The 26715-nt window shown below is 71.4% G+C and carries 27 protein-coding genes, 1 tRNA gene and 1 pseudogene; 15 read left to right on the forward strand and 14 right to left on the reverse strand.

Annotation, left to right across the window (positions count from 1 at the left end; genetic code table 11):
- The first annotated feature begins 103 nt into the window (after positions 1-103).
- Positions 104-973 (forward strand): sulfurtransferase, encoded by an 870-nt coding sequence (locus IEY70_RS15820; RefSeq protein WP_189065995.1) that lies wholly within the window; start codon positions 104-106, stop codon positions 971-973.
- Between the two features lie 27 nt (positions 974-1000).
- Here IEY70_RS15820 and xseA read toward each other — a convergent pair whose 3' ends face one another.
- On the reverse strand, positions 1001-2221 hold the full coding sequence (xseA, locus tag IEY70_RS15825; protein WP_189065996.1) for an exodeoxyribonuclease VII large subunit: 1221 nt from the start codon (positions 2219-2221) through the stop codon (positions 1001-1003).
- Positions 2218-2592 (reverse strand): fluoride efflux transporter CrcB, encoded by a 375-nt coding sequence (gene crcB, locus IEY70_RS15830; protein ID WP_189065997.1) that lies wholly within the window; start codon positions 2590-2592, stop codon positions 2218-2220. The genes xseA and crcB overlap by 4 nt, the downstream gene beginning before the upstream one ends.
- Before the next feature lie 78 nt (positions 2593-2670).
- Between crcB and IEY70_RS15835 the strand changes: the two genes are divergently transcribed.
- Positions 2671-3588 carry a magnesium transporter CorA family protein gene (locus IEY70_RS15835; protein ID WP_189065998.1) on the forward strand — a complete coding sequence of 306 codons (918 nt, stop codon included), beginning with the start codon at positions 2671-2673 and terminating at the stop codon, positions 3586-3588.
- Between the two features lie 93 nt (positions 3589-3681).
- On the opposite strand, the gene IEY70_RS15840 is transcribed toward IEY70_RS15835, so the two are convergent.
- From IEY70_RS15840 to IEY70_RS15850, 3 genes are all read right to left on the reverse strand, one after another.
- Positions 3682-4923 (reverse strand): metallophosphoesterase, encoded by a 1242-nt coding sequence (locus tag IEY70_RS15840; protein ID WP_229777980.1) that lies wholly within the window; start codon positions 4921-4923, stop codon positions 3682-3684.
- A gap of 33 nt (positions 4924-4956) precedes the next feature.
- On the reverse strand, positions 4957-5727 hold the full coding sequence (locus tag IEY70_RS15845) for a nucleotidyltransferase domain-containing protein (RefSeq protein ID WP_189065999.1): 771 nt from the start codon (positions 5725-5727) through the stop codon (positions 4957-4959).
- A 128-nt stretch (positions 5728-5855) separates the two neighbouring features.
- Positions 5856-6749 (reverse strand): nucleotidyltransferase domain-containing protein, encoded by an 894-nt coding sequence (locus tag IEY70_RS15850; RefSeq protein WP_189066000.1) that lies wholly within the window; start codon positions 6747-6749, stop codon positions 5856-5858.
- 185 nt (positions 6750-6934) lie between these two features.
- Between IEY70_RS15850 and IEY70_RS15855 the strand changes: the two genes are divergently transcribed.
- Positions 6935-7789, forward strand: a complete 855-nt coding sequence (locus IEY70_RS15855; protein ID WP_189066001.1) for a metalloenzyme domain protein — start codon at positions 6935-6937, stop codon at positions 7787-7789.
- A gap of 303 nt (positions 7790-8092) precedes the next feature.
- Here IEY70_RS15855 and IEY70_RS15860 read toward each other — a convergent pair whose 3' ends face one another.
- The 7 genes from IEY70_RS15860 to IEY70_RS15890 form a co-directional block, all read right to left on the reverse strand.
- Positions 8093-8701 (reverse strand): phosphoribosylanthranilate isomerase, encoded by a 609-nt coding sequence (locus IEY70_RS15860; RefSeq protein WP_229777981.1) that lies wholly within the window; start codon positions 8699-8701, stop codon positions 8093-8095.
- Positions 8698-8943: a hypothetical protein gene (locus tag IEY70_RS15865; protein WP_189066002.1), complete on the reverse strand. Its 246-nt coding sequence runs from the start codon at positions 8941-8943 to the stop codon at positions 8698-8700. Before IEY70_RS15865 ends, IEY70_RS15860 begins: the two co-directional genes overlap by 4 nt.
- Before the next feature lie 42 nt (positions 8944-8985).
- A complete protein-coding gene (locus tag IEY70_RS15870) occupies positions 8986-9483 on the reverse strand; it encodes a hypothetical protein (protein WP_189066003.1) in 498 nt (165 codons plus the stop codon).
- A gap of 82 nt (positions 9484-9565) precedes the next feature.
- The gene (gene cobT, locus IEY70_RS15875; protein WP_189066004.1) at positions 9566-10633 is read right to left on the reverse strand and encodes a nicotinate-nucleotide--dimethylbenzimidazole phosphoribosyltransferase; all 1068 of its coding nucleotides are present in this window, start codon (positions 10631-10633) and stop codon (positions 9566-9568) included.
- Between the two features lie 19 nt (positions 10634-10652).
- The gene (locus IEY70_RS15880) at positions 10653-11231 is read right to left on the reverse strand and encodes a histidine phosphatase family protein (protein WP_229777982.1); all 579 of its coding nucleotides are present in this window, start codon (positions 11229-11231) and stop codon (positions 10653-10655) included.
- Between the two features lie 143 nt (positions 11232-11374).
- Entirely contained in the window at positions 11375-12091 is a 717-nt protein-coding gene (locus IEY70_RS15885; protein WP_189066006.1) for an adenosylcobinamide-GDP ribazoletransferase, read from the reverse strand.
- On the reverse strand, positions 12091-12753 hold the full coding sequence (locus IEY70_RS15890) for a metal-dependent transcriptional regulator (RefSeq protein WP_189066007.1): 663 nt from the start codon (positions 12751-12753) through the stop codon (positions 12091-12093). The genes IEY70_RS15885 and IEY70_RS15890 overlap by 1 nt, the downstream gene beginning before the upstream one ends.
- A 78-nt stretch (positions 12754-12831) precedes the next feature.
- On the opposite strand from IEY70_RS15890, the gene IEY70_RS15895 reads away from it, so the two are divergent.
- From IEY70_RS15895 to IEY70_RS15920, 6 genes are all read left to right on the forward strand, one after another.
- The gene (locus IEY70_RS15895; protein WP_373290804.1) at positions 12832-13392 is read left to right on the forward strand and encodes an RNA polymerase sigma factor; all 561 of its coding nucleotides are present in this window, start codon (positions 12832-12834) and stop codon (positions 13390-13392) included.
- Positions 13385-13699 carry a hypothetical protein gene (locus IEY70_RS15900; protein ID WP_189066008.1) on the forward strand — a complete coding sequence of 105 codons (315 nt, stop codon included), beginning with the start codon at positions 13385-13387 and terminating at the stop codon, positions 13697-13699. Before IEY70_RS15895 ends, IEY70_RS15900 begins: the two co-directional genes overlap by 8 nt.
- Positions 13696-14478: a LolA-like protein gene (locus IEY70_RS15905; protein WP_229777984.1), complete on the forward strand. Its 783-nt coding sequence runs from the start codon at positions 13696-13698 to the stop codon at positions 14476-14478. Before IEY70_RS15900 ends, IEY70_RS15905 begins: the two co-directional genes overlap by 4 nt.
- 65 nt (positions 14479-14543) lie before the next feature.
- Positions 14544-15809: a DUF1800 domain-containing protein gene (locus tag IEY70_RS15910; protein WP_189066009.1), complete on the forward strand. Its 1266-nt coding sequence runs from the start codon at positions 14544-14546 to the stop codon at positions 15807-15809.
- 83 nt (positions 15810-15892) lie between these two features.
- The gene (locus IEY70_RS15915) at positions 15893-17065 is read left to right on the forward strand and encodes a DUF1501 domain-containing protein (protein WP_189066010.1); all 1173 of its coding nucleotides are present in this window, start codon (positions 15893-15895) and stop codon (positions 17063-17065) included.
- Positions 17062-17538, forward strand: coding sequence for a hypothetical protein (locus tag IEY70_RS15920; protein WP_189066011.1), 477 nt, complete (start codon positions 17062-17064; stop codon positions 17536-17538). The genes IEY70_RS15915 and IEY70_RS15920 overlap by 4 nt, the downstream gene beginning before the upstream one ends.
- 162 nt (positions 17539-17700) lie before the next feature.
- Here the strand turns inward: IEY70_RS15920 and IEY70_RS15925 are convergent, their stop codons facing one another.
- Entirely contained in the window at positions 17701-18627 is a 927-nt protein-coding gene (locus IEY70_RS15925) for a GNAT family N-acetyltransferase (RefSeq protein ID WP_189066012.1), read from the reverse strand.
- A gap of 542 nt (positions 18628-19169) precedes the next feature.
- Here IEY70_RS15925 and tkt point away from each other — a divergent pair.
- The 3 genes and pseudogenes from tkt (at position 19170) to IEY70_RS15940 (ending at position 21919) form a co-directional block, all read left to right on the forward strand.
- Positions 19170-21152 carry a transketolase gene (gene tkt, locus IEY70_RS15930; protein WP_189066013.1) on the forward strand — a complete coding sequence of 661 codons (1983 nt, stop codon included), beginning with the start codon at positions 19170-19172 and terminating at the stop codon, positions 21150-21152.
- A 199-nt stretch (positions 21153-21351) separates the two neighbouring features.
- Positions 21352-21528 (forward strand): annotated as a pseudogene (locus tag IEY70_RS15935) (hypothetical protein); the annotation flags it as partial.
- A gap of 58 nt (positions 21529-21586) precedes the next feature.
- The gene (locus IEY70_RS15940) at positions 21587-21919 is read left to right on the forward strand and encodes a hypothetical protein (protein ID WP_189066015.1); all 333 of its coding nucleotides are present in this window, start codon (positions 21587-21589) and stop codon (positions 21917-21919) included.
- An 83-nt stretch (positions 21920-22002) separates the two neighbouring features.
- Here IEY70_RS15940 and IEY70_RS15945 read toward each other — a convergent pair.
- Positions 22003-22079: transfer RNA gene (locus IEY70_RS15945), tRNA-Arg, on the reverse strand.
- 134 nt (positions 22080-22213) lie between these two features.
- Between IEY70_RS15945 and IEY70_RS15950 the strand changes: the two genes are divergently transcribed.
- Genes IEY70_RS15950 through IEY70_RS15960 form a run of 3 tightly spaced genes read left to right on the forward strand, consistent with a single transcriptional unit; the run spans position 22214 to position 26693 of the window.
- Complete coding sequence (locus IEY70_RS15950; RefSeq protein WP_189066016.1) at positions 22214-22936, forward strand: roadblock/LC7 domain-containing protein; 723 nt, start codon at positions 22214-22216, stop codon at positions 22934-22936.
- The gene (locus IEY70_RS15955) at positions 22933-24588 is read left to right on the forward strand and encodes a hypothetical protein (protein WP_229777985.1); all 1656 of its coding nucleotides are present in this window, start codon (positions 22933-22935) and stop codon (positions 24586-24588) included. The genes IEY70_RS15950 and IEY70_RS15955 overlap by 4 nt, the downstream gene beginning before the upstream one ends.
- Positions 24588-26693, forward strand: coding sequence for a coiled-coil domain-containing protein (locus IEY70_RS15960; RefSeq protein WP_189066017.1), 2106 nt, complete (start codon positions 24588-24590; stop codon positions 26691-26693). Before IEY70_RS15955 ends, IEY70_RS15960 begins: the two co-directional genes overlap by 1 nt.
- The last annotated feature ends 22 nt before the right edge of the window (positions 26694-26715 follow it).

Raw genomic sequence — 26715 nt, forward strand, 5'->3', positions numbered from 1 at the left:
TTCGCTGTTGGAGCCAATGTTGAACCTACTTCTGACCTCAGCTCCCCGGAATCCAGGATGAGCCTTTTGTTTTTGATCGTGGCACGGTTGTAGCCTGTGGGGCATGACCTCCCACCCACTGAAGGCCGTCGCGTGGCTACTGGACCACGCGCAGGACGCAGACTCACAGGGCAACGTGCGCGTGCTGGACTGCCGGTACGCCCTGAGCGACCCACTGGTGGGCCGCATCGAGTTTCTGGCGGGGCACGTTCCGGGTGCCGTGTACGCGGACCTGGAAACGGACCTGAGCGGCCCCGTGCAGCCCGGCGGCGCGGGCGGCCGCCACCCGCTGCCGGACCCCGACGTGCTGGCCGGGTGGCTGGGCGGCGTGGGCATCGGGAACGACAGCGTGGTCGTGTGCTACGACGACCCCAGTACCGGGCAGGGCTTCTACGCGGCGCGGGCGTGGTGGCTGCTGCGCTGGCTGGGGCACGCGCAGGTGTTCGTGCTGGACGGCGGCTGGCCTGCGTGGCAGGCGGCGGGCGGCGCGGTCAGTACCGACGACGCTGCCCACGCACCCACGACCTTCACGCCGCGCGTGCAGACCGACATGGTCGCCACCGCGCAGGACGTGCAGGCCCGCGCGCCGGGCACGGTGCTGATCGATTCGCGCGCCCCGGCCCGCTACCGGGGCGAGATGGAACCCATCGACCGGAAGGCCGGGCACATCCCCGGCGCCGTGAACCGCGACTGGAGCGGCGTGCTGGACGGCGCGGGCCACTGGCGCAGCCCCGAGGTGCTGGGCGTGCACCTGAACGCCGGGAACGCCCCCAGCATCACGTACTGCGGCAGCGGCGTGAGTGCCACACCGAACCTGCTGGCCCGCGAACTGGCGGGCGTGCCGCTCGGCCCGGACAACCGCCTGTACGCCGGATCGTGGAGCGACTGGATCAGCGACCCGACGCGCCCGGTGGCCGTGGGCGCGGAGGACTGAACGGCGACCAGACCTGGGCCAGGGTGGTCATTCCCCCTGTGCCGGGCGGTCGTCTGCCGTGACCGGGACGGTGCCGTCCGTCCATTCGAGCGTGAGGGTGTCCCCGGCGCGGACCTGCGCGGCGCGGGTGACGGGCTGCCCGTCCGCGCCGCGCACGAGGGCGTACCCGCGTGCCAGGGTGCGCTGCGGGGTCAGGCCCAGCGCCTGACGCATCAGGGCGTCCACGTCCTGCGCGGCGCGGTCCACGTGCCGGGTGGCGGCGGTCCGGGCGCGGTCCAGTGCCCACTGCGCGCCCGCGTCGGCGTCCACGAGAATCTGCGCGGCGTGCGCGCGGATGGTGCGGGTGTCCTCCTGCGCCTGCGCGGCGGCCCCCGCGACCGTGTGGACGATCAGGGCGGCGGCCTTGCTGGGCGTGTCGGTGCGGGTGTGCGCGACCTCGTCGGGCAGGGTGTCGTCGCGCGCGTGCCCGAGGCCCGTGATGACCGGCGCGGGAAAGGTCGCCAGGGCGCGCGCGAACGGCAGGTCGTTCAGCCACGCGAGGTCCGTGACGGCCCCGCCACCCCGGATGACGATCAGGGCGTCCAGCGGCTCCTGCGCGTGCAGGTCGGCGGCCGCCTGCACGGCGCGCAGCAGGCTCGGGGCGGCGTCGCGGCCCTGGAAGGTCGCCTCCAGGTAGACGGGGCGCAGCACCCCGGCGCTCTGGAGCGGGTCGATCTCGCGCCGGAAGTCACCCAGGCCCGCCGCGCCGGCCGGGGCGATCACGGCGAAACGGTCGAAGTCGGTGGGCGCGGCGTGCAGGCGGTTCAGGCCGTACACGCCCTCGCGCACCAGCGTTTCGCGCAGGGCGTCCAGGCGCAGCGCGGCGTCTCCTAGCGTGAATTCCGGCGCGATGTCCAGCACGTTCAGCGAGAATCCGTACTGCCCGTGGAAGGTCGCCTCGCAGAACAGCAGGACCTTCAGGCCCGCCGTGAGGGTCCCGCCCGTCGCGCGGCGGAACTTGCCTTCCAGACTGAAGCGTTCCCGCGCCCAGACGGTCGCGCGGCACTTGGCGACCTCGCCGTCCTCGCCCGCCTGCACGAGATCCAGGTACAGGTGGCGGCGGTCCGTGACGCTGGCCACCTCGGCCCGCACCCACACCGCGCCGGGCACGCCGCGCGCGATGACCTGCCCCACGTACGCCAGCAACTCCGACAGTTCCAGGAACTGCTCGGGCGGCCGGGCCGGTTCAGTTTTTTTCCTGCGTGTCACAGGCGCCCTCCCAGCACGCGGCCCGCGACGGCCGCCAGCAGGCCCAGCGTCACGCTGAGCAGCGCGTAGGCCAGCGCCGCCGCGCCCTGCCCACGCGCCAGCAGGGTGTCGAGGTCCACGCTGAAGGTGGAGAAGGTCGTGAACGCGCCCAGCAGCCCGGTCCCGAACGCCAGTCGCGCCGCGTCCGGCCAGATGCCCCGGCCCACCAGGGTCAGGGTCAGGCCCAGCAGGAACGAACCCAGCACGTTGATCAGCAGCACCGTCACGGGCAGCCCGCCCCGGTTCAGCAGCGGCCCCAGCGCCAGGCCCGCGCCGTACCGCGCGGCCGCGCCCAGCGCTCCACCGGCCATCACCCACACCCACGCACTCATGCCCGCAGCCCCATTCACGCAGCATAGAGCAGCGGGTCACGCCGCTCCCGGCGCGCCGCGTCTGCCATGCTGGGCGGCATGATTCGCGTCAAACAGCTGGGCAGCGGCGAGGACCAGCCCTGGAACGGGCAGACCGGCGGCGTCTGGGTGGACGTTCAGAACCTCACGCCCGACGAACTCGCCAGCCTCCAGGCGGCGTTCAGCCTCAACCCCCTGGCCCTGGAGGACGCGCTGGAGCAGGGCCACTGGAGCCGCGCCGAGGTGTACCCGGAGCACTCGTTCATCACGGTGCGGTCCTTCGCGCGGCCCGAACAGGCCGACGAGTTCACGGAACGCCTGAGCATCTTCACGTTCCCGGACGGGGTGCTGACCGTCAGCAGCGGCGGCACGCGCGCCCTGAACGCCGTGTGGCCCCTGACCGGCCGCGACAGCGTGAACAACCCGCAGGAGGTCACGTACGAACTGCTCGACCACACCGCCGACACCTTCTTCGCGGCGGCCGACGCCCTGGAAGAACAGGCGGACGACCTGGAGGAACGCGTGTTCCAGAACCGGCGGCAGAACCCGGTGCCGGACGTGTTCGAACTCAAGCACCGCATCGGGCAGGCCCGCCGCCTCGCCACGGACGCCCGCGAGGCGACCGCCCTGATGGGCCGCCACGCCAACTGCACGCCCGCCGACCTGGTCCGCTACCGCGACGTGCAGGACTCGTTTACGCGCGCCGCTGGCCGCCTCGACGGACTGCGGGACCTGCTGACCAGCCTGCTGGACCTGCACCTGAACCTCCAGAGCCAGCGCATGAACGAGGTCATGCGGACCCTGACAGCCGTCAGCGTGATCTTCCTGCCGCTGACGTTCCTGGCGGGCGTGTGGGGCATGAACTTCGAATTCATGCCGGAACTGAAAAGCCCCTACGGGTATGCGCTGGCCTGGGCGAGCTTCCTGCTGATCGGCGGCCTGCTCGCGGCTTACTTCAAACGGCGCGGCTGGTGGTGAGGCGGATGATGGTTGATGGCGGATGGCGGATGGCGGATGGCAGCGTGTGCGCGGTGCCTCTGGCGCCGTCAAGGGCTACCCACTGCCTGCTGCCTACACCCCACTTCCCCCTTCCGGGACGGGCAGGGGGCGGGGTGGGGGGGCGTACACGGCGCGGGCGGGCACGCTGAGGGTGGTGCGTTCCGGGTAGCGCAGGGCGCTCAGGTGACCGCCGAAGGCGCAGCCGGTGTCCACGTTCACGGTGTTGCCCTTCCAGCGGGGCGCGGCGTGCGGGGTGTGGCCGTACACGACCAGCGCCGCGCCGTGGTAATCGGCGGCCCAGTCCCGGCGGATCGGGAGGCCCAGTTCGTCCCGCTGGCCGTTCACGTCGCCGTACAGCGCGAAGCTGCGCACGCGTCCGCCGCCGCGCCCGTGGTAGTGGGCGGGCAGCCCGGCGTGCGCGACGATCAGCGCGCCGCCGTCCAGGACCAGTTGCGTGGGCAGTCCCTCGATGAAGGAGCGGACCTGCGCCTGTACGTCCGGACCTGCCTGTTCCAGTTGCGCCAGGGTGACATCCAGGCCGTGCATGGCTTTCACGGCCTTCCCGGCCAGCGCGCGGCAGAGTTTCTCGTCGTGGTTGCCGGGCACGCACAGCGCCGCGCCGTCCGCGACCATGCCCATGACGAGCTTCAGGACGCCCGGACTGTCCGGTCCGCGGTCCACGAGGTCCCCCACGAACACCGCCGTGCGCCCCTGCGGGTGCCGCGCGCCGTCGCCGCTCAGGTCATACCCCAGGTTGCGCAGCAGGTCGCGCAGTTCCGGCAGGCAGCCGTGCACGTCGCCGATCACGTCGAACGGGCCGGTCAGGTCGCGGCGGTCCCCGCGCAGGAGCGTGCGCCGCAGCGGCAGCGTGCGCGCCTGATCGTCACTGAACAGCACCTGCTCGTTCCGGAAGCCCTCGGCGTGCAGGCCCCGGCGGGTGCGGCGCAACTCGGCCACCTGCGCCGCCACCACGTCCGCCGGGGCGGCAGTGCGGGCCTCCAGCACGGCGCGCGGCAGGTCCAGCACCACCGGCACGGGCTTCACGTCGTGCGCGCGGGCCAGCGCCGTGACCGGCACGCGGTCCACCGGGCGCACGAACAGGCCATCCAGCACCGCCAGCCGTCCCGCCGCCAGCCTCTCCCCCGCGGCCGCGAGCAGTGACGGCACGTCCGGGTAGTCCGATTGCGCGAACACCTCCTCCGGCGCGAAGTGCCGCGCGGCGAGGGTACTTTTGCCCGCGCCGTGCGCGCCGATCAGCACGACCAGGGACAGGGCGGGAACCGTCAGTTCGGTCAGGGCGGGCTCGGCGGACACGCCCCGTATCCTCGCACACGCCGTGCCGGAACGTCAGACAGGGCTGCCCAGCCGCGCCCGCACCACCAGATCGCTCATGGCGCGGCGCACGCCCTCCGACACGGCGCCGGGCAGGTGGGTCGTGCTGCGCGCGGCTTCCAGTGCCTGCACCAGCCGCGCGTGCTCGGCGCGGTACACGTCCAGCGGTTCCGGCAGGGGTTCGGCCTCGCGCCCGCCGCGTTTCAGGGCGATCAGGTCGGTCAGGAAGGGCAGGCGCGCGTCGGCGTTCAGCACCTCCAGGTTCGCCTCGATCACGCCCGCGCGCATCAGGTGCAACCCCGTCAGGACCGTGCGGAAGGCGTACAGCAGCGGCTTCACGCGCGGCACGGGTTCCTTTGCCAGCAGTTGCCACTGGTTCGCCGTGAACCCCAGGTAGTGGTGCGCGTGCCAGCGCGTCAGCACGCCGGGGGCCAGCGCGATCAGTTCCGCGTGCAGCGGCGTCGTGTGCACCACCAGCGGCGACAGCAGCTGCTCCAGCACGTACCCGTTACGGGTCAGCAGCAGCCGCGCGAACTTCCGGACGTCATGCGACACCAGATCGAGTTCCACCACCCCGTCGTCCCGCTCCAGCGAGTACGTCTCTGGCGCGTCCTCCAGACCCAGCACCTGCCGCAGCGGCAGTACGTGCACGCCCCGCAGGTCCCAGTCGCTGTCCGGACTGGGAAAGCCGTACAGGTGCGCCCCACTGACCGTGGCGAACATCAGCGGGAAGGGATGCGCGTGAACGGCGGCAGGCAGTTGCGGCGGGAAGGTCACGGTGTCCATGCTTCACTGTCCCGCACGCGCGGGCGGCGCGGCATCCGCCATCTGCGAGCGGGGGCGTAGGCCTCCTGGCCCAGGTGTGCCAGGGTGTGCCACCCGTCCTGCGCTGCCAGCCCTGCACTACCAGTCCTTCACGACCACTCCAGCGCCGCGCGCCGCGCCCCGATCAGCCAGTCCTGCGCGGCGTCATGGTCGGGACGTTCGGGTAGATCCGTTTCCGCGAAGGCCCGCTCGAAGTCGCGGTGCAGTTCCTCCCGCCAAGCCCCGGCAGCCTCCCAGGTCAGGTGCCCGCTTTTCACGGCCAGCAGCTCCTCGCGGTGCGGGCCGACGTCCACCATGACCTCGCCGGTCCGCAGGGCGTGCGCGCCGCTGATCAGCAGGCGCAGCAGGTGCATGGCATGCTTGGGGCGCACCTCGCCGTGCCGCTCGCGGTCTGCCTGGAGGCGGCGGAACTGCGCGCGGACGTACTCGCTGTACGTGACGTACATCAGGCGACTCAGGAACGCGCCCCGGATGTCCAGCAGCGCCCGCGCGACCGGCGTGACCTGCACCGGCATGGGTGAGAACAGCACCTCCAGCACGTTCGGGTTGGCTTTCAGGGCCAGCCGCACGAACTTGCGGGCCTCCCAGTACACCTCCTCGGTGCCCGGCCCCGGCCCGGCCGGCGCGGCGAACTCCAGCTGCTCGGGCGGGTCGCTCAGGCCCCAGGTCAGGTGGGCGGGCGGCAGGTAGAAGCCGCGCAGGTCCGTGTCGCTGGCGCTGGTGTCCAGCCCGAAAGCGCGGCTGCCCATCACGCAGGCGTACTGCACGAACGGCCGCAGGTCCCCGCGCACGGGGGGCAGGGCCTCCAGGGCGGCGCGCTCGACCTTCAGGTGCACGCGGTTCACGGCCCGCACCCCCGCCCCGAACTGCACGTCGTACACGCTGCCGCTTCCCGAGGTGATCACGCCCGCCGCGCCCGGCGGCAGGTCACCCTGCGCGGCATGCAGGGTCACGCGGGTGCCGGGCGGCAGGTCACGGGTCATGCGGATACGCTAGCGGGTCGTGGGTGGGCAGGGCATCCGCCATCCGGCGCAGGCGGCAGGTGGAGCAGGCAATAAAAAATCCGCCTCTGCGGGCGGTGATGTCAACAACTATAGCGCGGTATGCAGGGACGGTCAAGGGTATGCGGCGGGTGTGGGGCGTATCCTCGCGGGGTGAGGGTGACCGGGTGAGGGGGATCGTGTGGCTGGCGCTGGACGGCGTGGGGCACCCGCAGGACGCGCCGCCGGGCAGCGTGTGGGAGCAGGACCTCCCGGCGCTGCGGCCGCTGGTGGATGCGGGCCTGTGCCTGGACGCGACGCTGGGCGTGCCGGGCCTGCCGCAGTCCGGGACGGGGCAGGCGTGCTGGTTGACCGGGACGGACGCCGTGGCGCTGATGGGCGAGCATTTCGGGCCGCAGCCGGGGCCGACGCTGCAACGCCTGCTGAACTCGCAGAGCCTGCCGGTGCGACTGGCGCGGGCGGGGGGCCGGGCGGCGCTGGCGAACCATTACGTTCCGGCGTACTTCGAGGCGGCGGCGGCGGGGGGCCGCAACCGACTGGGGTGCTTTCCGTTCTCGTTCCGCGCGGCGGGCCTGCCCCTGAACCCGCCGGGCGTGCCGCTCGTGGGCGCGACGCTGGGCCTGGGGTACGCGCGCCCCTGGCCGCAGCAGGACGGGAATGCGGGGAACTGGGCGCGGCTGGGCGCGGCCCTGGCGGACGCGGCGGCCGGGCATGACCTGATCGCCGCGGACCTGTGGTTCGGGGACCTGCTGGGGCACGCGGGCGCGCAGCCGGTCCCGCCGGACGCGCTGATGGCGGGCCGCACGTACCTGCGCCGGGTGGACGCCCTGCTGGCCGGACTGCTGGACGCGGGCGCGCGGGTGGTGGTCAGCAGCGATCACGGGAACCTGGAGGACCTGGGTGTGAAGGGCCACACGCACGCGCGCGTGCCGTTCGCGGGGTCCGGCGTGAACCTGGGGGCGCCCGTGAACGTGGTGGAGGCCGGGCGGGTGCTGGCCGGGTGGTTCGGCCTGCCGGACTGATACGGCTTTCGGATGGGCGGGGCCGGGCCGGGTTCCGAAAGGCGCGGCGGGAGGAGCGACGTGGTTTCCGCGCCTGCTGTCAGGGTTTTTTCAGATGCTGACGCAGGTCACGTTTCTGACACGGAAGTTATCCACAGGCTTATCCACAACCCCTGTGGAAAGTCTGTGGATAACCGGCGACGGACTGCGTCACCCGATCCTCATTTTGTCTGTCTGACGCGCAGAATGCCGTGCTTCACAGCCGGAATCGACCATAGCCGCAAGTTATCCACAGGCTCTCGTTTCACTGTGGATAACTCTGGTTTATGAGGACCGGGCGGCCCGCACGAACTCCCGCACCAGCGCCGGGTCCTTCACGCCAGGGCTGGCCTCCAGCCGACTGACCGCGTCCACCCCGGCCGGGCTGAGCGCCTGCATGGCCGCCGCCACGTTCGCCGGGCCGAGCCCACCCGCCAGCCACGCCCCACGCGGGAACACGTCCCGCAGCGCCGCCCAGTCCAGGGGCACGCCGCCACCCGGTTCCGGGGCGTCCAGCATCAGGGTCACGCCGGGCTCGTCCCTCCACATGCCGGCCTCGGCCGCCAGATCGGCGGGGCGCACGACACGCAGAACGGGATAATACGCGGCAACCTGCCTCACGTAAAGACCCGGCAGCGGACCGTGCAACTGCACGGCACTGACACGCGCCGCCTCCGCCGTGCGCAGCACCTCGTCCAGCCCCTGCCCCAGAAAGACACCCACGCGCGCCACGACCGGCCCCACGTTCAGGCCCGCCTCGCGCGCCACCTGCGGGGTCACCAGCCGCTTACTGACCGGCGCGAAGATGAACCCCAGCGCGTCCGCGCCCGCCTGCGCGCTCAGGACCGCGTCGTGCACGCTGGTCGTGCCGCACACCTTCACCCGCACGGTCACTGCGGCCCCCGCGCGGCTTCCAGTTCGGTCACGCGTGCCTCCAGCGACCGCACCTGCCGCGTCAGGGACAGTAGCAGCAGCGCGTAATGGTCGTACAGTTTCGGGCGTTCCATGCGCGCCTCGCCGCTCATCCAGGCGCCCAGAAGCCGCTCGGCCTCGCGCAGCACCTCGTCGTCCGGCACGTCCCGGTAACTGCGGCTGCCCAGAATCTCCCGCGCAAAATTCAATTCCCGGTCACTCATGCGCGCCATTCTCGCTGAACGGCGCGCGGCGCACCATGACCGTCATCTCCCCTGCGCATGGCGGCGCACCCACGCCGCGCTGCGATTCGTCAGGAACCCCGCCACCGGCAGCAGGCCCGACATGGCCGCCATCATGACCGCCATGGTGGCCGCGACGGGCAGCAGACTCAGGACAATCAGAGGTCCGCTCGGCAGCCCCCCCAGTGAGTACAGCGCGCCCGCCACGAACGACACCAGCGCGCCCGTCAGCAGCGCCTGTGCCGCCACGCGCCACCACGCCGTGTCGAGCGGGCGGTGCCACGCGGCCAGACCCAGGCTGCACAACCACGCCGCTATGCCCACCGACCCCGCAATGTGCGCGAAGAACGTGAATTTCGTCCACTCGTCGGTCATGCGCATGAAGGGACGCCCCCAGAACATCTGCGTGAGCCACAGCAGGCACAGCGTCCCGATCAGCAGCGCGTCCAGCGCGGTCCCCAGCACCGTGCGGGGCGAGAGGACCGCGCGGAGGGCCGACCAGCGGTGTCGGGACAGGGTCACCCGCCCAGCGTAGCCGGGCCCGAGTCGGGCCGCTGCGTCATCTGACGGATGCCCACCGGGGGGAGTTGCCTTGACCCTCGCCTCAGGCCCCCGGCACGCCTGCCTCGGCGAAGGTTCGCATCTCGCGGAGGGTGGCGGCCGCGCCGAGCAGGATGGGCGCGGCCAGGACGCCGCCGGTGCCCTCGCCCAGGCGGAGGTTCAGGTGGAACATGGGCTTCAGGCCCAGGTGCGCGAGTTGCGCGGCGTGCCCGATCTCGGCGCACTGTCCGGCGGGGAACAGGGAGGCGCGCAGGTGCGGGGCGAGGGCCACGCCGATCAGGGCGGCGCTGCCCTCCACGAAACCGTCGAGGATCACGGCGCGCCTCATGGCGGAGGCCTGGAGCATGACGCCCAGCATCGCGGCGATCTCGAACCCGCCGAACTCGGCGAGGACGTCCAGCGGGTCTGTGGTCGGCGTGCGCTCCAGCGCCGCGCGGATCACGGCGACCTTGTGTGTCAGTCGTTCGTCGTCCACGCCGGTGCCGCGTCCCGTGACCTGCGCGGCGTCCAGGTTCAGCAGGCGCGCCGTGATGGCGGCGGCCGGGGTGGTGTTCCCGATGCCCATCTCGCCGGGAATCAGGATGTCCGCGCCGTCCTCGATGGCCCGGCGGGCCAGGGCCGCGCCCGCGAGGATCAGGGCCTGCGCCTCGTCCGGGCTCATGGCCGCCTGCACGCTCAGGTCATGCGTGCCGCGCCGCACGGCCGCGCGGACCAGCGCCGGGTGCTCGGGCAGGTCGGCGTCCACTCCGGCGTCCATCACGTACACCCGTGCGCCCACTGCCCGTGCCAGTGCGTTCACGGCCGCGCCGCCCGGCCCGGCGGGCGTGTCCGCCAGGAAATTGGCGACCATCGCCGGGGTCACCTCGGGGGGGTAGGCGCTGACGCCCGCGCGGGCCACGCCGTGATCCCCGGCCGCGACGATCACCGCTACGCCGCGCGGGTCGGGCCGCTCAGTGCCCAGCACGCCCGCGAGGCGAACGGCGAGGTCTTCCAGGTCGCCCAGTGCCCCGGCCGGTTTGGTCAGTTGCGCCTGCCGGTCCCGTGCGCGCGCCATCGCGTCGGCGTCGGCAGGCTGGATGGCGGTCAGGAGGGCCGTCAGGTCAGGATGCATCAGGGGGCATTGTGCCGCGTCAGGTGGGCGGCCGCAGCGCGGTCAGCCACCAGTGTCCGGCTTCGCGGCGCAGGGTGGCGACCGTGCCGGGCGGCGTGGCCACGGCAGACAGGTTCACGGTGAGGCGCAGCGCGGCCAGCAGCGGTCCGGCGTGCGTGAAGGCCACCACCTCGCCCGCCGGGAGGGTGTCCAGCCACGCCTGCACCCGCGCGTGGAAGCCCTGCCCGGTGTCGCCGCCGGGGGGGCCGTGGGAGCTGCGGGGGTCGCTCAGCGCGTCGATCCAGGTGCGGGGCGCGTCGCCGTGTACGGCTTCCAGTTCGGCCCAGGTGTGCCCGGCCATCACGCCAAACCTTGCCTCGGCCAGCGCGGGTTGGGGCAGGGCGTCCGGGAATCCGGCCAGTCGCGCGGTCTGCCGGGCGCGGCCCAGCGGGGACGTGAACGCCAGCGCGCTCCGGGGCAGGTCGAGGCGGCGGGCCAGCACCTCCCCGGCCTCTGTCAGGGGGGCGTCCTCGTGCGGGTGCGGGTAGCGGCGCTGCGCGTTCGGGAGGGTAGGGGCGTGGCGCACCAGATGCAGCGTCAGGCCTGATACGGGATTCAAGTGATTCCTCGTCATTCAAAGTCGCCCGGTGGCCCCCTCACCCTTCCGTCGCTGCGCTCCTCCCTCCCTCTCCCGCAGGGGGAGAGGGGACAACGGAACGCGATCACGGTGGAAGGGCGCCAATTTCATTCCGTATGTCAAGCTCAGCGGCCCCAGGCGAACGCGCCCAGCGCGAGCAGTTCTGCCGTCACCACGATCATGCCGTAGGTGTCGCCGTTCAGGCCGCCGCCCAGCCGCCGCGCCGCGAACGCCGCGACCAGCAGCGCGCCCGCCAGGGCAGCCAGCCACGCGACCCACGCGCCGGGGATCAGCAGGGTGGGTGCGGCGATCAGCAGCGCGGCCCAGGTGCGGCCCTCGCGGGAGCGGGCTCCCAGGCTCTCGGCGCGCGCGGCGGGGTAGGTGTTCATGGGAATCAGCAGCAGCGTCCGCGCGGCGACGGCCGCCACCAGCGGGGCCAGCGGCGGAATCGGCGCCGAGAGGAGGCTCCAGAGCAGCAGCAGGGACAGCCCCCCGGTCGCCAGTCCGAACGCGCCCACGTGCACGTCGCGCAGGATCACCAGCCGCTCGGCGGGGGTCTTCATGGCGAACAGGGCGTCGGCGCTGTCCACCAGTCCGTCGAAGTGCAGCATGCCGGTCAGCAGCAGCCACGCGCCCACGCCCAGCGCGGCGGTCACGCCGACCGGCAGCGGCACGTTCAGCCACAGCAGCAGCGAGACCGCGCCGCCCACGGCGTACCCGGCGAGCGGGTAGTACGCGCTGGCCCGCGCAAAATCGCCGTCCCGGACCTCCGTGACGTGCGGCAGCGGCAGGGTTGTCAGGAACGTCAGGGCCAGGTGCGCGGCCCGCACTTGGTCACGCATCAGGGGGTGTGCACGTGAATCTGCGCGGCGACGCCCAGCGACACGGTCAGGGTGTGGCCGTCCACCCAGACGGTCAGGGTGCCCAGCGCGGCGTCCACCTCGCGCACGGCCAGGGTCGCGCCGGGGGTCAGGCCGACGTGCATCAGGGTCCGCAGTTGCGCGGCGTCCGCGTCCGGGATGCGGGCCACGGTTACCTCGTCACCCACGGCGTGCTGCGACAGGCGGCGTTCGGGGCGGGTGGGCATCTCGCCGTCCAGGGTGGGGATCGGGTCGCCGTGCGGGTCGTGCGTGGGGTCGCCCAGCCACGCGGCGATGCGGGCTTCCAGGCGTTCGCTCAGGGCGTGTTCGAGCCGCTCGGCTTCCTCGTGCACCTCGTCCAGCGGGACGCCCAGAGCGCGGTGCAGGAACAGTTCCAGCAGGCGGTGGTGGCGCAGGACTTCCAGCGCGACGCGTTCGCCCTCGGCGGTCAGGCGCGCACCCTGGTAGGGGGCGTGCGACACGAGGCCCTGTTCGGTCAGTTTGCGCAGCATGCCGGTGGCGCTGGCGGGCGCGACGTTCAGGGCGTCGGCCAGCGCCTGCGTGCTGACCTTCCCGGTCTGCCCGAGGCGCAGCAGGTGCTTGAGGTAATCCTCGGCGGAGGGCGAGAGCGGACGGGCGGTCATGCCCATCAGTGTAGCCGGGGGGTGCGGGGCGGACGGGCGGCGGAACTTTCTGGGCGGGCCGTGACTCTAAGGTATGAGGTGACCTTGAATGACCCCCTGGATGCCCTGTCTGACCCGGAACTCGCGCGGCTGGCCGTGCGGGACGAACGGGCCTTCGAGGTGCTCGTGACCCGTCACGCTCCGGCCGTGCACCGGCTGGCGGCCCTGAACGTCGGGCCGGGCGCGGCGGATGAGGTCGTGCAGGACGTGTTCGTGGCCGTGCACCGGGGCCTGCGGGGCTTCCGGGGCGACGCGCAGTTCAGTACGTGGCTGCACCGCATCACCCTGAACGCCTGCACCCGGGCGCTGGGGCGGCGGCGTGACGTGCCGCTGGAGGACGCGCCGGAACCCGCCTCGGCGCAGAACCTGACGCGCGCGGCCGAGGTCACGCAGTTGCGTGAGCAGCTCTCGGCGGCGCTGCGGACCCTGCCGCCCGAGCAGCGCGAGGCCGTGACGCTGCGCGAGGTGTCGGGCCTGGAGTACGCCGAGATCGCCGCGCTGACCGGCGCGGAACTCGGCACCGTCAAGAGCCGCATTGGCCGGGGCCGCGCGGCCCTGCGGGCGTGGCTGACCCGCGCCGGAGTGACCCCCCATGACTGACCACCCACACCCGAATGACCTGCCTGACCCTGCGCTGCCTGACCCCGTACTGGACGCCCTGCTGGCACAGGCCCGCACCCTGACGCCCGAGGACTCCGGCGCGGCCGGGCGGTTCCTGACGGCCCACCGCGCGCGGCAGGAGGCGGCGCGGCAGCAGCGGGCCCGGACCCGGCGGGCCGGGTGGGTGTCGGCGGCGCTGGCCTCGGCGGCGGTCGTGGCGGGCCTGACCGTGCTGCGCCCCGCCCCGGCCCTGCCGAGCAGCGCGGCGTACGACGCGTACCAGAGTGCCTGGGGAGAGGGCTGGTGAGGCGGGCCGCGCTGCCGGGAACCGCCCTGCTGCTCGCCGCGCTGGGGGGCGCGGCGCACGCCACCGACACGGACGACCTGCTGGCGGCCCTGAAGCGGGCGCGGACGCTCGCGGCGCGCGGGCAGGCCGAGGTGACGGTGCTGTTCCCGCCGCGCGCCGTGCCCACCCACACTGCGAACGCCCTGCCGGTCGTGGCGGTGCGCCCCGCGCTGCTGCTGAAGAATTTCGCGGTGGTGAACGCCGGGCCGCAGTCCGTGGCGGGCCGGGACGCCGTGCGCTTCGACCTGATGCCGAAGGTGGGCGGCGCGGGCCACTGGTCGCTGTGGGTGGACCGCGCATGGAACGTGCCGCTGGCCTTCGAGGAACGCCGCGCGGACGGCGCGGTGGTGCGCCGCGCCGCGTTCCTGAAGGTGAACGCCGCGCCGGTGAAGGTCGCGGCGGCGGTGCCGGCCATTCCGGCGGGGCTGCGGGCCGCCGTGACCGGGGCGCTGCCGGGCCTGCGGTTCCCGGCGGGGTTCGCGCCGGTCGCGGTGCGCTCACGCGTGGCGGGCGGCGCCGAGGTGACCCTGAGTGACGGTCTGAACGTGCTGGCGCTGGTGGTCGCCCCGCAGGACGTGCGGGCCGCGCCGGGCGTGGCCTCCCGGCGGGTGGGGAAGGTGTTCGTGTGGCTGGTCGGAAACCTCCCGGACAACGCGCTGCGCGCGGCGCTCGCGGGGGTGCGGCGGGCCTCGGCGGACACCCTGGGAACTTTTGCGGGGCCGGGCGACTCTAACCCGTAGAGCACCCACATCAAGGCTCCCGGCACCACCCGCTTCCACGGCACCACCCGTTTCAAGGAGACCTCATGACCCTGACTCCCCTGACCCGCCCCCTGAGCGCCGAGGACGCCGCGCACTTCCTGCGGCGCACGGCGTTCGGCGCGACCGACGCGCAGATCCGCGCGCTGGTGGGCAAGGACGCCCGCACGGTCGCGCGCGAGGCCCTGGCGTTCGATCAGAAGACCGCGCCCGGCAATCCCTTCGATCCCATGCAGGGGGCCGGGCCGGGGCCGATGATTCAGCTGACGCGCGGCGCGTGGCTGTTCGAACTGGTGTACGGCCCGCACCCACTGCGCGAGAAACTGGCCCTGACCTGGAGTAATCACTTCGTGATCGGCACCGACAAGGTCCGGAACGTGCATGCGCTGGCCGGGTACCTGGGGTTGCTGCGGCGGCACGCGGCGACCACGAGTTTCGGGGCGTTCACGCTGGAGGTCGCGCAGGCCCCGGCGATGCTGCGGTACCTCGACAACGATCAGAACCGGCGGGGGAAACCGAACGAGAATTTCAGCCGGGAGTTGCTGGAACTGTTCACGACCGGCATCGGGCCGTACTCCGAGGATGACGTGCGCGAGGGCGCGCGCGCCCTGACCGGCTGGACCTTCGAGGGTGGGCGCGGCAACCAGAACTACCGGCAGGCGCCCCGGTTCGTGTTCAACGAACGGCAGCACGACGCGGGCCGCAAGACGTACCTGGGTCAGAGCGGCCCGCTGCGCGGCGAGGACGTGATCCGGCTGGCCGCCACGCACCCGCAGACGGCCGTGTTCGTGAGCCGCAAACTGCACCGCGCGTTCCTGGCCGACACGCCGGACGGGGCGGCCGTGCAGGGCAGCGCCGAGACGTGGCGGCGCACGAACGGGAACGTGCGGGCCGTGCTGGAGGAACTGCTGTCCAGCGAGGCCTTCTACGCCAGCCGCGCCCGGATCATCCGCAGTCCGGTCGAGTTCGTGGTGGGCGCGCTGCGCACCCTGGGGCAACCGAAACTGGAAGCAAAGGCCCTGCTGAACCTCACGCAGACGGCCGGACGCATGGGGCAGGTGCTGCTGCAACCCGAGAACGTCAAGGGCTGGGACGGCGGGCGCGAGTGGATCAACGACACCACCCTGCTGCTGCGCCTGCAACTCGCGGCGGCCCTGACGCTGGGCAGCAAGGCCCCGCCCCTGACGGCCGCGCCGTCCGCGCTGGCCCTGACCGGCCTGGAACGCCCGCCCGGCGCGGCCGCCACCCTGAAGCTGAACCCAAGACAGGCGACGTACCTGCACCTGACCAGTCCTGAATTCCAGCTGGCCTGACCCTGACCGGGCTGTGGGCTGTGGGCACCGTGTCCAATCATTCTTCTTTGCTTTGAACATGAACCTTCCGGGAGGTTTTATCCGTGACGAACCGACGTGATTTCCTGAAACTCTCCGCCCTGGCGGCCGCCGCCACGACCGGCATGCCCGGTTTCCTGGCGCGCGCCGCCGCGCAGGCCAGCGGCAGCAAGACCCTGGTCGTGATTCAGCTGACCGGCGGGAACGACGGCCTGAACACCCTCGTTCCGTACAGCAACGGCGCGTACTACGCCGCGCGGCCCACCATCGCCATCCCGAAGAAGGACGTGCTGACCCTCACGCCGGACCTGGGCATGCACCCCGCGCTGCGGCCGCTGATGGGCCTCTGGGACAGTGGCCGCCTCGCCTGGATGGAGAACGTGGGCTACCCCAACCCGAACCGCAGTCACTTTGCCAGCATGGCGATCTGGCACACGGCGGACCCCTCGCAGGCGCAGTCGGACGGCTGGATCGGCCGTCTGGCCGAGAGCATCGGCGATCCGTTCTGCGCCAGTAACATCGGCGCGGCCACGCCGCAGGCGCTGCGGGCCAGCGAGTTCAGCCTGCCCAGCATCGACGCGGTGGATTCCTTCCAGCTGAAACTCCCGCAGGGGCTGGGCGGCGCGTTCGGGGACATGCTGGACGCCGCCAGGAGCGGTGAGGCGGCGTTCCTGACGCAGGCGACGCGGCAGATGATGAAGAACACGGCGCGCGTGCAGGCCAACGCTCAGAAGTACCGGGCCGGGGCGACGTACCCGGAAGGGAGATTCGCTGCGCAGCTGCGCGACACGGCCCGCCTGATCGCCGCCGGGGTGGGGCAGCGGGTGCTGTACGTGTCGCTGGGCGGCTTCGACACGCACGCCGGGCAGCGCGCCGAGCAGGACGAACTGCTGGGCACGCTCGCGTCGGGTCTCGCGGCCTTCCACGCGGACCTGGAACGGCAGGGACTGGCCGAGAACGTGGTCGTCATGGGCTTCTCCGAGTTCGGGCGGCGCGTCGCCGAGAACGGCAGCGCCGGCACCGATCACGGCAAGGGCAGCGTGATGTTCGCGCTCGGTAGCGGCGTCAGGGGCGGCGTGCACGGTAGCAGCCCGGACCTGGAGGACCTGTCGGACGGAGACATCAAGTACCGGCAGGATTTCCGGGGCGTGTACGCCGAGGCCCTGAGCGGCTGGCTGGACCTGAACGCCCGCGAGATCCTGAACGGCGACTTCCGGGGTCCGGGCTGGCTGGCATGAGTGCCGCGCGCCGTGTGACGCTGGCGCTGGCGGCGCTGCTGGGCGGCGCGGCGCTGGCCCTCCCGAAGTACCGCCTGCAGGCCGCGCCGCAACTGCACCTGACGGATGGAAACGACCTGTGGCAGCTGGACCGCCGCGTGATGCCCTGCACGTACTGCCACGTGCGCGAGTCGGGCGGCGCGCCCTGGAATCCGTTCGGGCAGGCGATCCAGGCGACGTTCCGCAGCGAGGCGGAGGCGGGCCGCGCCGTGAAGTTCCCGCAGGCACTCTCAGTGCTGCTCGAATCGGGCGGGGACGCCGACGGCGACGGGTACACGGACGCGCTGGAGGTCTTCGCCAGGACCCTGCCCGGCGATCCGGCCAGCCGCCCGGAGCGGCCCGTGGCCGACCTTCAGGCAGAGTTCGATGCGGCGGGCGGCGCGGCGCAGTTCGCCCCGCCGGAACCCGGCCGGAAGGGCGCTGGGAACAAATAAAAAATCCGCCTCTTACGGGCGGCGGGGTTTCTTTCGATTGATAGGAACAGAATACCCCGGAATGCAGGGATCGTCAAGCCTATGCACGGGCGCCGGAAAACCCGCCCTGGCACGCTCCTGTTGTGGGGGCGGCCGGGCGGGGTATGCAGCGTTTGCCTGTGCTCAGAGGTCTTTCTCCCAGGTGATCCACATGCGTTCCGTGCGGTAGCCCAGGCGGGTGTTCACCCGCAGCATGGGCAGGTTCAGGACCGTGCCGCCCGTCCCGGCGTACGCGAGTCCCTCTCCTTTCGCCCAGGTCAGGGCGTGGGCTTTCAGGGCGGTCATCACGCCCCGGCGGCGGTGATCCGGGTGGGTGACGGTGCCCTCGCTGTCCACTTCCGGGCCGCGTGGGGTCAGGCGGGTCAGGGCGACGATCTGGCCGCGCCAGCGGGTCACGAACGCGGCCTCCTCACGCCGGATCACGTCGCGCAGGGCATCACGGGTGAGGGGGTCGGGCGTGGTGGTGGGGTTGCGCGGCTGGTCGCGCACGCCAGTCTGGTGCAGGTCGTACAGGGCGTCCCAGTCGGCGTCGGGGGCGTCCGGGTTCAGGCGTTCGGGTTCGTACCCGGCGAGGAACAGCCGTTCCTGCCCTGCCTCGAAGGGGGCGGGGTCGAAGGTGGTCAGGTCCAGGTGCGCGCCCCAGGACTGCCAGGCGTTGCGGAACCCGGCCGCCGCGAAGAACGTCATCTGCTCGGTAAAGTCCTCGCGGGTGACGCCCAGCACGCGCCGGAACCCGCCGGGCGCCTCGGCCAGCTGGGCCAGCAGCAGCGGCGTGAAGCATGCCCCATCCCCGGCGACGTCCAGACGCAGGGCGTCCGGCACGCCCTCCCCGAATGGTGCGAGGCGCGCGGTGGCGACCACCACGCCGCCCTGCTCGGCGACGAGGCGGGTGGGGCGGGTGCCGGGCTGCGCCTCCCGGAAGTGTTCGGGGGTGTACGTCCAGTGGCCGCGCACGCCCTCGGTCACGAGGTGGGCGACCGATGACGCGTCGGCGGCGCGGAACGGGCGGAGGGTGGGCAGGTGGTCGGTGGGGTGTTTCGCGTGGGTCATGCGGTCATGGTGCCCGGCGCGGTCCCCTGGAGGCGAACCGGGCGGGTAGGCATTCTGGCGTACCGCCGGGCGTGCGGTGGTCTGGTCTGTGCATATGCGGCGTGCGTGGCTAGTTCGCCCGTCCCGCTACTGCCGGTCTTTGATGGATGTTCGGTGAAGATGCACCGCCCCGCATACTCAGGCTCTATTCACGGAAGGGATTGATCTTATTACGCTCATGGCGTATTATGTGCTTACCGGAACGGAGGCGACGTCGGAGCGCCTGCACCCCAGGACGGATTGCGGCCCCAGATCAGGTCCACGGACCCTGCGCGGCCAGCCCCACACCCTCACAGAGCCCAGTCAGGCCGCCCGTTACCACGCCGGGCGGCCCTTTTCTGCCCGCACCCGTTTCTGCCCGCACCCGGGCCATCTGGCAGGCAGACTGGACGCCCTGCGCGGCAGCCCACGGGAGCGCCCGGCAGGGCCTATCTATGGGACTGTGAAGGTGTTCCCATAAGTGTACACAGTACACATACTCTTCTCGGGGTAGGATACGAAACATGTCCAGCGACATCCCCCAGCTGAGTGTGAACACCATCCGCACCCTGAGCATCGACGCCGTGCAGGCCGCCAACAGCGGCCACCCAGGCGCTCCCCTCGGCGCCGCACCCATGGCGTACGCGGTGTGGCAGGACTTCCTGCGCTTCAACCCGACGCACCCGGAATGGGCCGGACGCGACCGCTTCGTGCTGTCCGCCGGGCACGCCAGCATGCTGATCTACAGCCTGCTGCACCTCACCGGCTACGACATGCCCCTCGAGGAACTCAGGAACTTCCGCCAGTGGGGCAGCAAGACCCCCGGCCACCCCGAGTTCTTCCACACCCCCGGCCTCGACGCCACCACCGGCCCGCTCGGGCAGGGCGCCGCGATGACCGTCGGCATGGCCATGGCCGAAGCGCACCTCGCCGCGCGCTACAACCGCCCCGACTTCCCCATCTTCGACAACCACACGTACTCCATCCTCGGTGACGGCGACCTGCAGGAAGGCGTGAACCACGAGGCCGCCGCCCTGGCCGGCCACCTGCGCCTGAACAAACTGATCTGGCTGCACGACGACAACGAAGTCCAGCTGGACACCGCCACCTTCAAGGCCGAGAGCGAGAACACCGCCCAGCGCTACGAGGCGTACGGCTGGAACGTCCTGAAAGTCGCCGACGGCAACGACCTCGATGCCATCCGCGCCGCCATCCGCGAGGCGCACACCAGCGACCGCCCCACCCTGATCCAGGTGCGTACCGTCATCGGGTTCGGCAGCCCCCGCGCCGGCACCAGCAAGGCGCACGGCGAACCCCTCGGCGCCGAGGGCGTCACGACCACCAAGGCCGCGCTCGGCTGGGAATACCCGCCCTTCACCGTGCCCGAAGAAGTCAAGGCCCACATGGACGCCACGGAACGCGGCGCCAAACTGGAAGCCGACTGGAACGCCCTGATGGACGGCTACCGCGCCGCGCACCCCGAACTGGCCGCCGAAGTGGACGCCCTGCTGGCCCGCGAACTGCCCGCCAACCTCAGCGACGTGCTGCCCAGCTACGAGGTCGGCGGCAAGGCCGTCGCCACCCGCAACGCCGGCGGTGAGATCATCAATGCCCTGGCCGCCGCCGTGCCCGGCCTGATGGGCGGCAGCGCCGACGTGTCCGGCAGCACCAAGACCACCATCAAGGACGCAGGCGAGATGCAGAGCGGCTCCATGGCCGGCCGGAACGTCCTGTTCGGCGTGCGTGAATTCGGCATGACCGCCGCCGCCAACGGCCTGAGCCTCTACGGCGGCCTGCGCCCCCTGGTCGGCACGTTCCTGGTGTTCGCCGACTACCTCAAACCCGCCTTCCGCCTCAGCGCCATCCAGATGCAGCCCGTCACGTTCGTCCTGACGCACGACTCCATCGGCCTGGGCGAAGACGGCCCCACCCACCAGCCCATCGACCAGCTGGCCATGCTGCGCGCCGTGCCCGGAGCGCACGTCATCCGCCCCGCCGACGCCAACGAGACGGCCGCCGCGTGGCAGATGGCCCTCGAGTACGACAAAGGCCCCACCGCGCTGGCCCTCACCCGCCAGGACCTGCCGATCCTGCCCCGCAACCACGCCGGCGTGAAGAAAGGCGCGTACGTGCTGCGTGACGCCGAGGGCGCCAACGGGGAAGGCGCGCAGGTCATCCTGATCGCGTCGGGCAGCGAGGTCAGCCTCGCCCTGAACGCCGCCGAATCCCTGGCCGCCGAGGGCATCCAGGCGCGCGTGGTCAGCATGCCCTGCATGGAAGTCTTCCGCGCGCAGGACCGCAGCTACCGCGACAGCGTCCTGACGCCCGGCGTCAAGCGCGTGGCCATCGAGGCCGCCAGCAAGGGCCCCTGGTACGAGTGGGTCGGCACCGACGGCGCCGTCATCGGCATGGACACCTTCGGGGCCAGCGCGCCCGCCGACGTGCTGTTCGAGAAGTTCGGCTTCAGCGTCGCCAACGTCGTCAAGGTCGTCAAGAGCGTCCTGTAACCCCCACACGCTCTGAAAAAGCCGGACCCGCTCAGCGATGAGGGGTCCGGCATTTCTGGTTTGGCGCTGCGTGGTGCACTCGACTGGATTCGAACCAGTGGCCTGCCATCACAAAGTGCAGTGTTGGCATATTCCCGAAACGCTGAATACCTAACTACATAGCAGCCCCTCACTCGCAAGGCGCGGCTACCGGCACACGCACGCCTCGCTGATGCTGCGCCGGGGTGTGCCGCTGGAAGTGGTGAGCGAGAAGCTGGGGCACTCGCGGCCCAGCTTCACGGCTGACGTGTACCGCACCGTCTACCAGAGCGAGCATGAAGAGTGGGCCGTGAACCTGTCCGACCTAGTCAAGGCGCGGCTCAGGGTGGTGAATTAATCTCCGCCGCGTCAGGCACGCGTGACAACAAAACAACAAAAAAGGTAATAGTGAAGCTATGAAAAAATTTCTGGCCATCGCAGCGTTTCTGATGTTGGGAAATGCCATTGCCGCCGAACGGGTATCCGTATGCGCGAAATACCGCACAAATAGCGGATGGTCGAAGGGTTATAAGGTTGACGCGGTTCTTTACAAGGGCACCGAACTAAACCAAGCAACCAAAAGCTTCGATTACAGCGCTTTCTCTAGCTACGTAGTCATTTTCTGGTCAAAAACTAATGCGTCGATTATTGAGATGGATTTCCCTTGGCTCTCTGTGATCGGCAGCTCAGGCAAGGAGCGCGACGGAACCAAGTGGGAAATATCCAAGAGCACGACGCTCTGCTACTGACACCGGTTGGTCCCGCGTTGGTCCTGTGTCTCGATTGGCGTAAGCCGAAGAAAACAAATCCCCGCGCTAGGCGGGGTTTTTTCTGGTGCACTCGACTGGATTCGAACCAGTGGCCTGCCCCTTAGGAGGGGGCCGCTCTATCCAACTGAGCTACGAGTGCCGACTGGGGGCGCGGCAGCGGCGCAGCGGGGATTATAGCAGGGTCGCCTGTGGACGGGAACGCCCGCACGCAGGGCATGTAAACGTGAGATAAAAATGTAAGCTCGGCCTACCTATACTCCCTTGAGGTTCTTCATGACGAACGCTGTGTACACCATGACCGTCCGCGCCCTGTCGGGCGTTGTTTCCGAACGGGCTGCCGAGACCATGCTGCGCGCGGTGCTGCGCGAGCAGAACATTGCGCCTGATACGGTGTCGGCGCAGGAGATGCAGCAACTGATCTCGGGGCCGCTGCTGGCGCGCCTGTCGACCGTGATGCCGTCGGCGCGGGCGCGGCGGGAGTTGCAGGGCCTGTCGGGTCAACTGGAGTCGAAGTACCCGAAAGCGCCGACGCTGTTCACGCAGAACGTGCCGCTGGCCACCTGGGATGACGCCGGGGGCGCCACAACCGTCTGGAATGACCTGATGCTCAGCGCGGACGATTTCGAGTTCGAGGACCCGGAGTACGGCGGGATGCTGGAGGGCCGTGCGTACGACCTGTCGACCACGCTGGATCAGGACGCCCTGATTCAGCTGCTGGGGAAACTGTCGGGCGTGCAGGGCGTGATGGTGTGCCGTTCCAGTGGTGAGGTGCTGCGGTCGCGGGCCGTGAAGGACCCGGCGGGGCTGGGCAGTGTGGTGGCGGCGAGCGCGATGCTGTTCCAGAAGCGGGCGCTGCGGCTGATGTCGGCGGATCTGGGTGGTCAGACGGTGTGCATGTGCCCGCTGGGTGGGTACTGCGTGGCGGTGGTGGCCAATTCTCAAGCGAACGTGGGGAGACTTCTTGTGGAACTTCAGCAATTGCGGGTGGCGGCGTGAGGCTGTCCATTCAGGATGACCGGACGGGCCGCGTGCGCGCGCCCATGACGCTGCTGGCCCTCGCGGCGCTGGGGCTGGGCGGGGCGGGCGCGCAGGATCTCGCGGCGTACAACGCGCTGGCGCAGAACCTGGACGGCGCGGTGACGGCGCGCGGCACGTCGGCGCAGGCGGCCCTGACGCGCCTGGACGCGGCGCAGTCGGCGCTGGATACGCTGGCGCCCACCATCCGCAACCGGCAGATCGTGTCGGGCCTGAAAGACGCGCTGGGCAGTTCCCGCGCGGCGCTGGGCCGCACCCCGGCGGAACTGGAGGCGCAGGTGCTGCTGGCGCGCGGGCTGATGCGCAAGGCGCTGTACGACCAGACGCTGTCGCTGCTGTCGGACGCCCCGGCGAACGGCGCGGCGCAACTTCAGCTGCTGGGCCGCGAGTTCGGCCTGAACGCGCAGGCGCTCCAGGTGCTGGGCAGTGACGCGAAGGCCGGGCGGCTGGAGCGCACGGCGTGGCGGCTTCAGCGGGCGGCGGTGCAGAAGGTCAGCGCGAGTCTGGCGTCGGCGCGGCCCACGCAGAGCACGGCGTCGTACGTGAACCTGGCGCGCGCGACGAGCTGGTTCACGGTGGTGCAGGATTCGGCGGGGGCGGGCGAGTTGAAGGTCTCGCAGTTCGGGGACGCGCTGCGGCAACTGACGTCGGGTGACACGGCGGCGCTGGGAACGTCGCTGACGGCCTTGCGTTCGGGCACGGCGGCCTTCGCGGCGACCCTGGCGACCCCACCGGCGGCGACTCCGGCAGGAACGAAACCGGCGGCCGGGGGCGCGGCGCCCACCGTGACGCCCGTTCCGGTCACGCCAGGCACCCAGACCCCGGATACCCAGACCCCGGCCACCCAGTCACCAGCCACGCAGTCACCGGCGACGCAGACGCCCGCAGCGGAGGCGACGGCGGGTGCCGGTGCGGCGTACGTGGCGCTGGGCCGCGCCCTCGCGGCGTCCGGGCACGCGGACAACGCCACGGCCCGCGAGGCGCTGGCCGAGGCGAGCGCAGCCCTGGCGGGCGCCCCGGCGGCGCTGCGGAACGCGGCCGGATTCGACCGCCTTCAGGGGGCCGTGTCGGCCGCGCAGGGTCGCAGCGCCCTGCGTCCCACGGACGTGCAGGCCCTGATCGCGTCGCTGGCGAACGTGGAGAACGCCGCGGCGGGCCGTCCCGTCAGCGCGCTGGACGGCGCGAGCGCCGGGGTGTCCCGCTGGTTCAGCGGGTGGCTGCGCGTGCTGATCTTCGCGCTGCTGGCGGGCCTGACGGTCCTGCCGCTGTACCTGCTGAACCTCGCGTTCGGCGGGCGGAACACCTACTGGCGGGCGATCATGGTGGGGCTGGGCCTGCTGATGCTGCCGCTGTTCCTGGAGGGCCTGTTCGGGCTGCTGGGGGCCTTCGGTGACCTGTTCGGCGCGGCGCCGCTGCGCAACCTGCTGAACCTGACGCTCTCGCAGGGCGCGTACGCGCTGCCGGTCTGGGCGGTCCTCAGCGCCGCCGCGCTGGGCCTGATGGCCTTCGGGTTCCGGGGCCTGTGCGAGCAGTTCGGACTGCTGGGCACCGCCAAACCCAGCGTGCAGAACGCCACGCAGCACACCAGCATCGACTGGGATGAGGAAGTCTGATGGCCGGGGGTTCCCTGCACCGCCTGCCGGTCCAGATGCTGGGCGACCTGGTGTCGCCGCGCGCGCTGGAACGCATCCTTCAGGACGCCGCGCAGGCGCGGGGCAGCAGCCTCGACCACCTGGAAGTGCAGGTGCTCGAGGACATCCTCAAGCGTGAGGTGTTCAAGCGACTGCAACTGAGCGTGCCCGCCCCGCTGGCCAAGAAACGCGTGTCGGAAGTGCTGAACGAGCTGATGAAGACCACGCAGGAGCGTCAGCTGCCCACCCCGACCATCAGTTCCCTGGTGGGCCTGGAGGAGGGCGCGCGGCGGTTCACGCTGTACTTCGACTGGCCCGAAACGCAGCGGCTGCGTGGCGTGCTGAGCGTCGCCAAGCAGGAGGAGAAGGAGGGGCGCGACATCAGCGCCCTGGTCCTAGAAGGGCAGAACCTGATCGAGGTGATGGACCGCCGCCTGCGCGAGGGACTGGTCGAGCAGGCGCAGGACCTCGCGGAACTCAAGGCGACGTTCGCGCGCGTGCAGGGCATGGGGGGCCGCGAGGTCCGCCGCCTGGACACCCTGATCGGGCAGATCGACGAGGCGCAGCAGCAGGGCACGTTGCTGCCCGGCGAGGTCGAGCGGGCGCGGAACATCACCTTCAACCTGCGCAAACTGCTGGAGTCCTCGGTGGTGCAGACCGTCGAGAACGTCGACAACGCCGAGATTCCCACGTCCGCGACCATCCTGGACCCCGAAGCGCAGGCGCGCGTGCTGGCGCTGGAACAGGCGCACGCCGCGCAGCAACTCGGCAAGCTGGAACGCGAGTTCACGGCCCTGCTGGACGCCCGCCCGGACCTGCGCGCCCAGCACGACGCGCTGCGCAACCTGCAGCACGGCAACCAGTTGACGGCCGACACGGTCGAGAACTGGCGCGAGCAACTGAAGTTCGAGCGCACCACCCTGCTGGCCGAACAGCAGACGCAACTGATGCGCCTGGAATCCGCCCTGTCGGGCGTGGCGGCCGGAGCGGACATGCGCATCGCGCTGGATTCCGCGCGGCACCTGCTGGACATCGGCAGTCTCGCCACGGACGAACTGCAGGAACTGCGGACCATGCACGAGTCGTTGCAGGCCGGCGTGAACGCGCAGGCGCAACTGGCGACGCAACGCGAACTGCTGGACATCGAACGCTCGGCGCGGAACGTGACCGGCGCCAGCGCGGAACTCGCGCCGCTGCTCGCGCAGGCCCGCGCGGCCCTGGCGCAGGGGCAGGAGCCGGACGTCGCGACGCTGTGGAGTCTGCTGGAGCGCCGCATGGGCGCCGCCGCGCAGGAACGCGAGGACTTCGACGCCCGCGCCGACCGCGTGGTGCAGGAGTACGACACCGTCCGCAACCTGGCAGGCGAGACCACGCAGACGCTGGGCCGACTGGCCGACACGCTGCGCGCCCAGCGCCGCCTGGGCCGCATGAGCGCCCAGGCCCGCGAACGCTACGCGCAGACGCTGCTGGACGCCGAGGCCCTGCTGGCCGAAGCGCACGCCGAGTACCGCGCCGCGCAGGAGGTGACCGCCACCTTCGGTCAGGACGCCCTGAGCGGCCTGCTGGACGTGTTCGACTTCGAGGAAGCGACCGACACCAACCTGTTCGCCGCCGCGCCCGACCCGTCCGCCGCGCCACCGCCCGTGAACATCACCCCGTCGAACGCCGGGCAGCCCGCCCAGAGCGCGTCGTCGCTGTTCGACACGCTGCTGTCCTCCATCACGCCCGCCGCGACCAGCGCCCCCGCCGCTCAGGCCAGCGCACCGGCATCAGCGGCGGCACCGGCGGCCTTCCCGGCGTCGTTCTCCCTGCCGGACGTACCGGCGCCCGCGCAGGAACCCGTTGAAACGTGGCTGTTCCTGAACGGCCAGATTCAGCACGGCCCGCACGACCCCGCCGCACAGGGCATGGGCACGCTGCTGGTCCAGGCGAGCGCGCTCGGCCTGCAACGCCTGGACATGAACGACGCCGCGCACGTCTGGTCGGCCCGCAGCAGCGCGCCCGGCGAGTGGCGCCTGGGCCGCGCCGTCACCTGGACCGCGCTGGACGAACGCGTCGGCCCCTGGCTGGACACCGGCGAGAGCTGACGCCCCCCCCGCCCACTGGGCA

The organism is Deinococcus seoulensis, assembly GCF_014648115.1.
Taxonomy (GTDB): Bacteria; Deinococcota; Deinococci; order Deinococcales; family Deinococcaceae; genus Deinococcus; species Deinococcus seoulensis.

Bases quoted from the DNA above. Each gene is read 5' to 3' on its own strand.
- IEY70_RS15890 (WP_189066007.1), bottom strand. From the start codon at position 12,753: ATGACCGCCCGTCCGCTCTCGCCCTCCGCCGAGGATTACCTCAAGCAC.
- tkt (WP_189066013.1), top strand. From the start codon at position 19,170: ATGTCCAGCGACATCCCCCAGCTGAGTGTGAACACCATCCGCACCCTG.
- IEY70_RS15885 (WP_189066006.1), bottom strand. From the start codon at position 12,091: ATGCGTGACCAAGTGCGGGCCGCGCACCTGGCCCTGACGTTCCTGACA.
- IEY70_RS15845 (WP_189065999.1), bottom strand. From the start codon at position 5,727: ATGGACACCGTGACCTTCCCGCCGCAACTGCCTGCCGCCGTTCACGCG.
- IEY70_RS15940 (WP_189066015.1), top strand. From the start codon at position 21,587: ATGAAAAAATTTCTGGCCATCGCAGCGTTTCTGATGTTGGGAAATGCC.
- IEY70_RS15925 (WP_189066012.1), bottom strand. From the start codon at position 18,627: ATGACCCACGCGAAACACCCCACCGACCACCTGCCCACCCTCCGCCCG.
- IEY70_RS15900 (WP_189066008.1), top strand. From the start codon at position 13,385: ATGACTGACCACCCACACCCGAATGACCTGCCTGACCCTGCGCTGCCT.
- IEY70_RS15820 (WP_189065995.1), top strand. From the start codon at position 104: ATGACCTCCCACCCACTGAAGGCCGTCGCGTGGCTACTGGACCACGCG.
- IEY70_RS15950 (WP_189066016.1), top strand. From the start codon at position 22,214: ATGACGAACGCTGTGTACACCATGACCGTCCGCGCCCTGTCGGGCGTT.
- IEY70_RS15960 (WP_189066017.1), top strand. From the start codon at position 24,588: ATGGCCGGGGGTTCCCTGCACCGCCTGCCGGTCCAGATGCTGGGCGAC.
- IEY70_RS15910 (WP_189066009.1), top strand. From the start codon at position 14,544: ATGACCCTGACTCCCCTGACCCGCCCCCTGAGCGCCGAGGACGCCGCG.
- IEY70_RS15920 (WP_189066011.1), top strand. From the start codon at position 17,062: ATGAGTGCCGCGCGCCGTGTGACGCTGGCGCTGGCGGCGCTGCTGGGC.
- crcB (WP_189065997.1), bottom strand. From the start codon at position 2,592: ATGAGTGCGTGGGTGTGGGTGATGGCCGGTGGAGCGCTGGGCGCGGCC.
- cobT (WP_189066004.1), bottom strand. From the start codon at position 10,633: ATGCATCCTGACCTGACGGCCCTCCTGACCGCCATCCAGCCTGCCGAC.
- IEY70_RS15850 (WP_189066000.1), bottom strand. From the start codon at position 6,749: ATGACCCGTGACCTGCCGCCCGGCACCCGCGTGACCCTGCATGCCGCG.
- IEY70_RS15865 (WP_189066002.1), bottom strand. From the start codon at position 8,943: ATGAGTGACCGGGAATTGAATTTTGCGCGGGAGATTCTGGGCAGCCGC.
- IEY70_RS15835 (WP_189065998.1), top strand. From the start codon at position 2,671: ATGATTCGCGTCAAACAGCTGGGCAGCGGCGAGGACCAGCCCTGGAAC.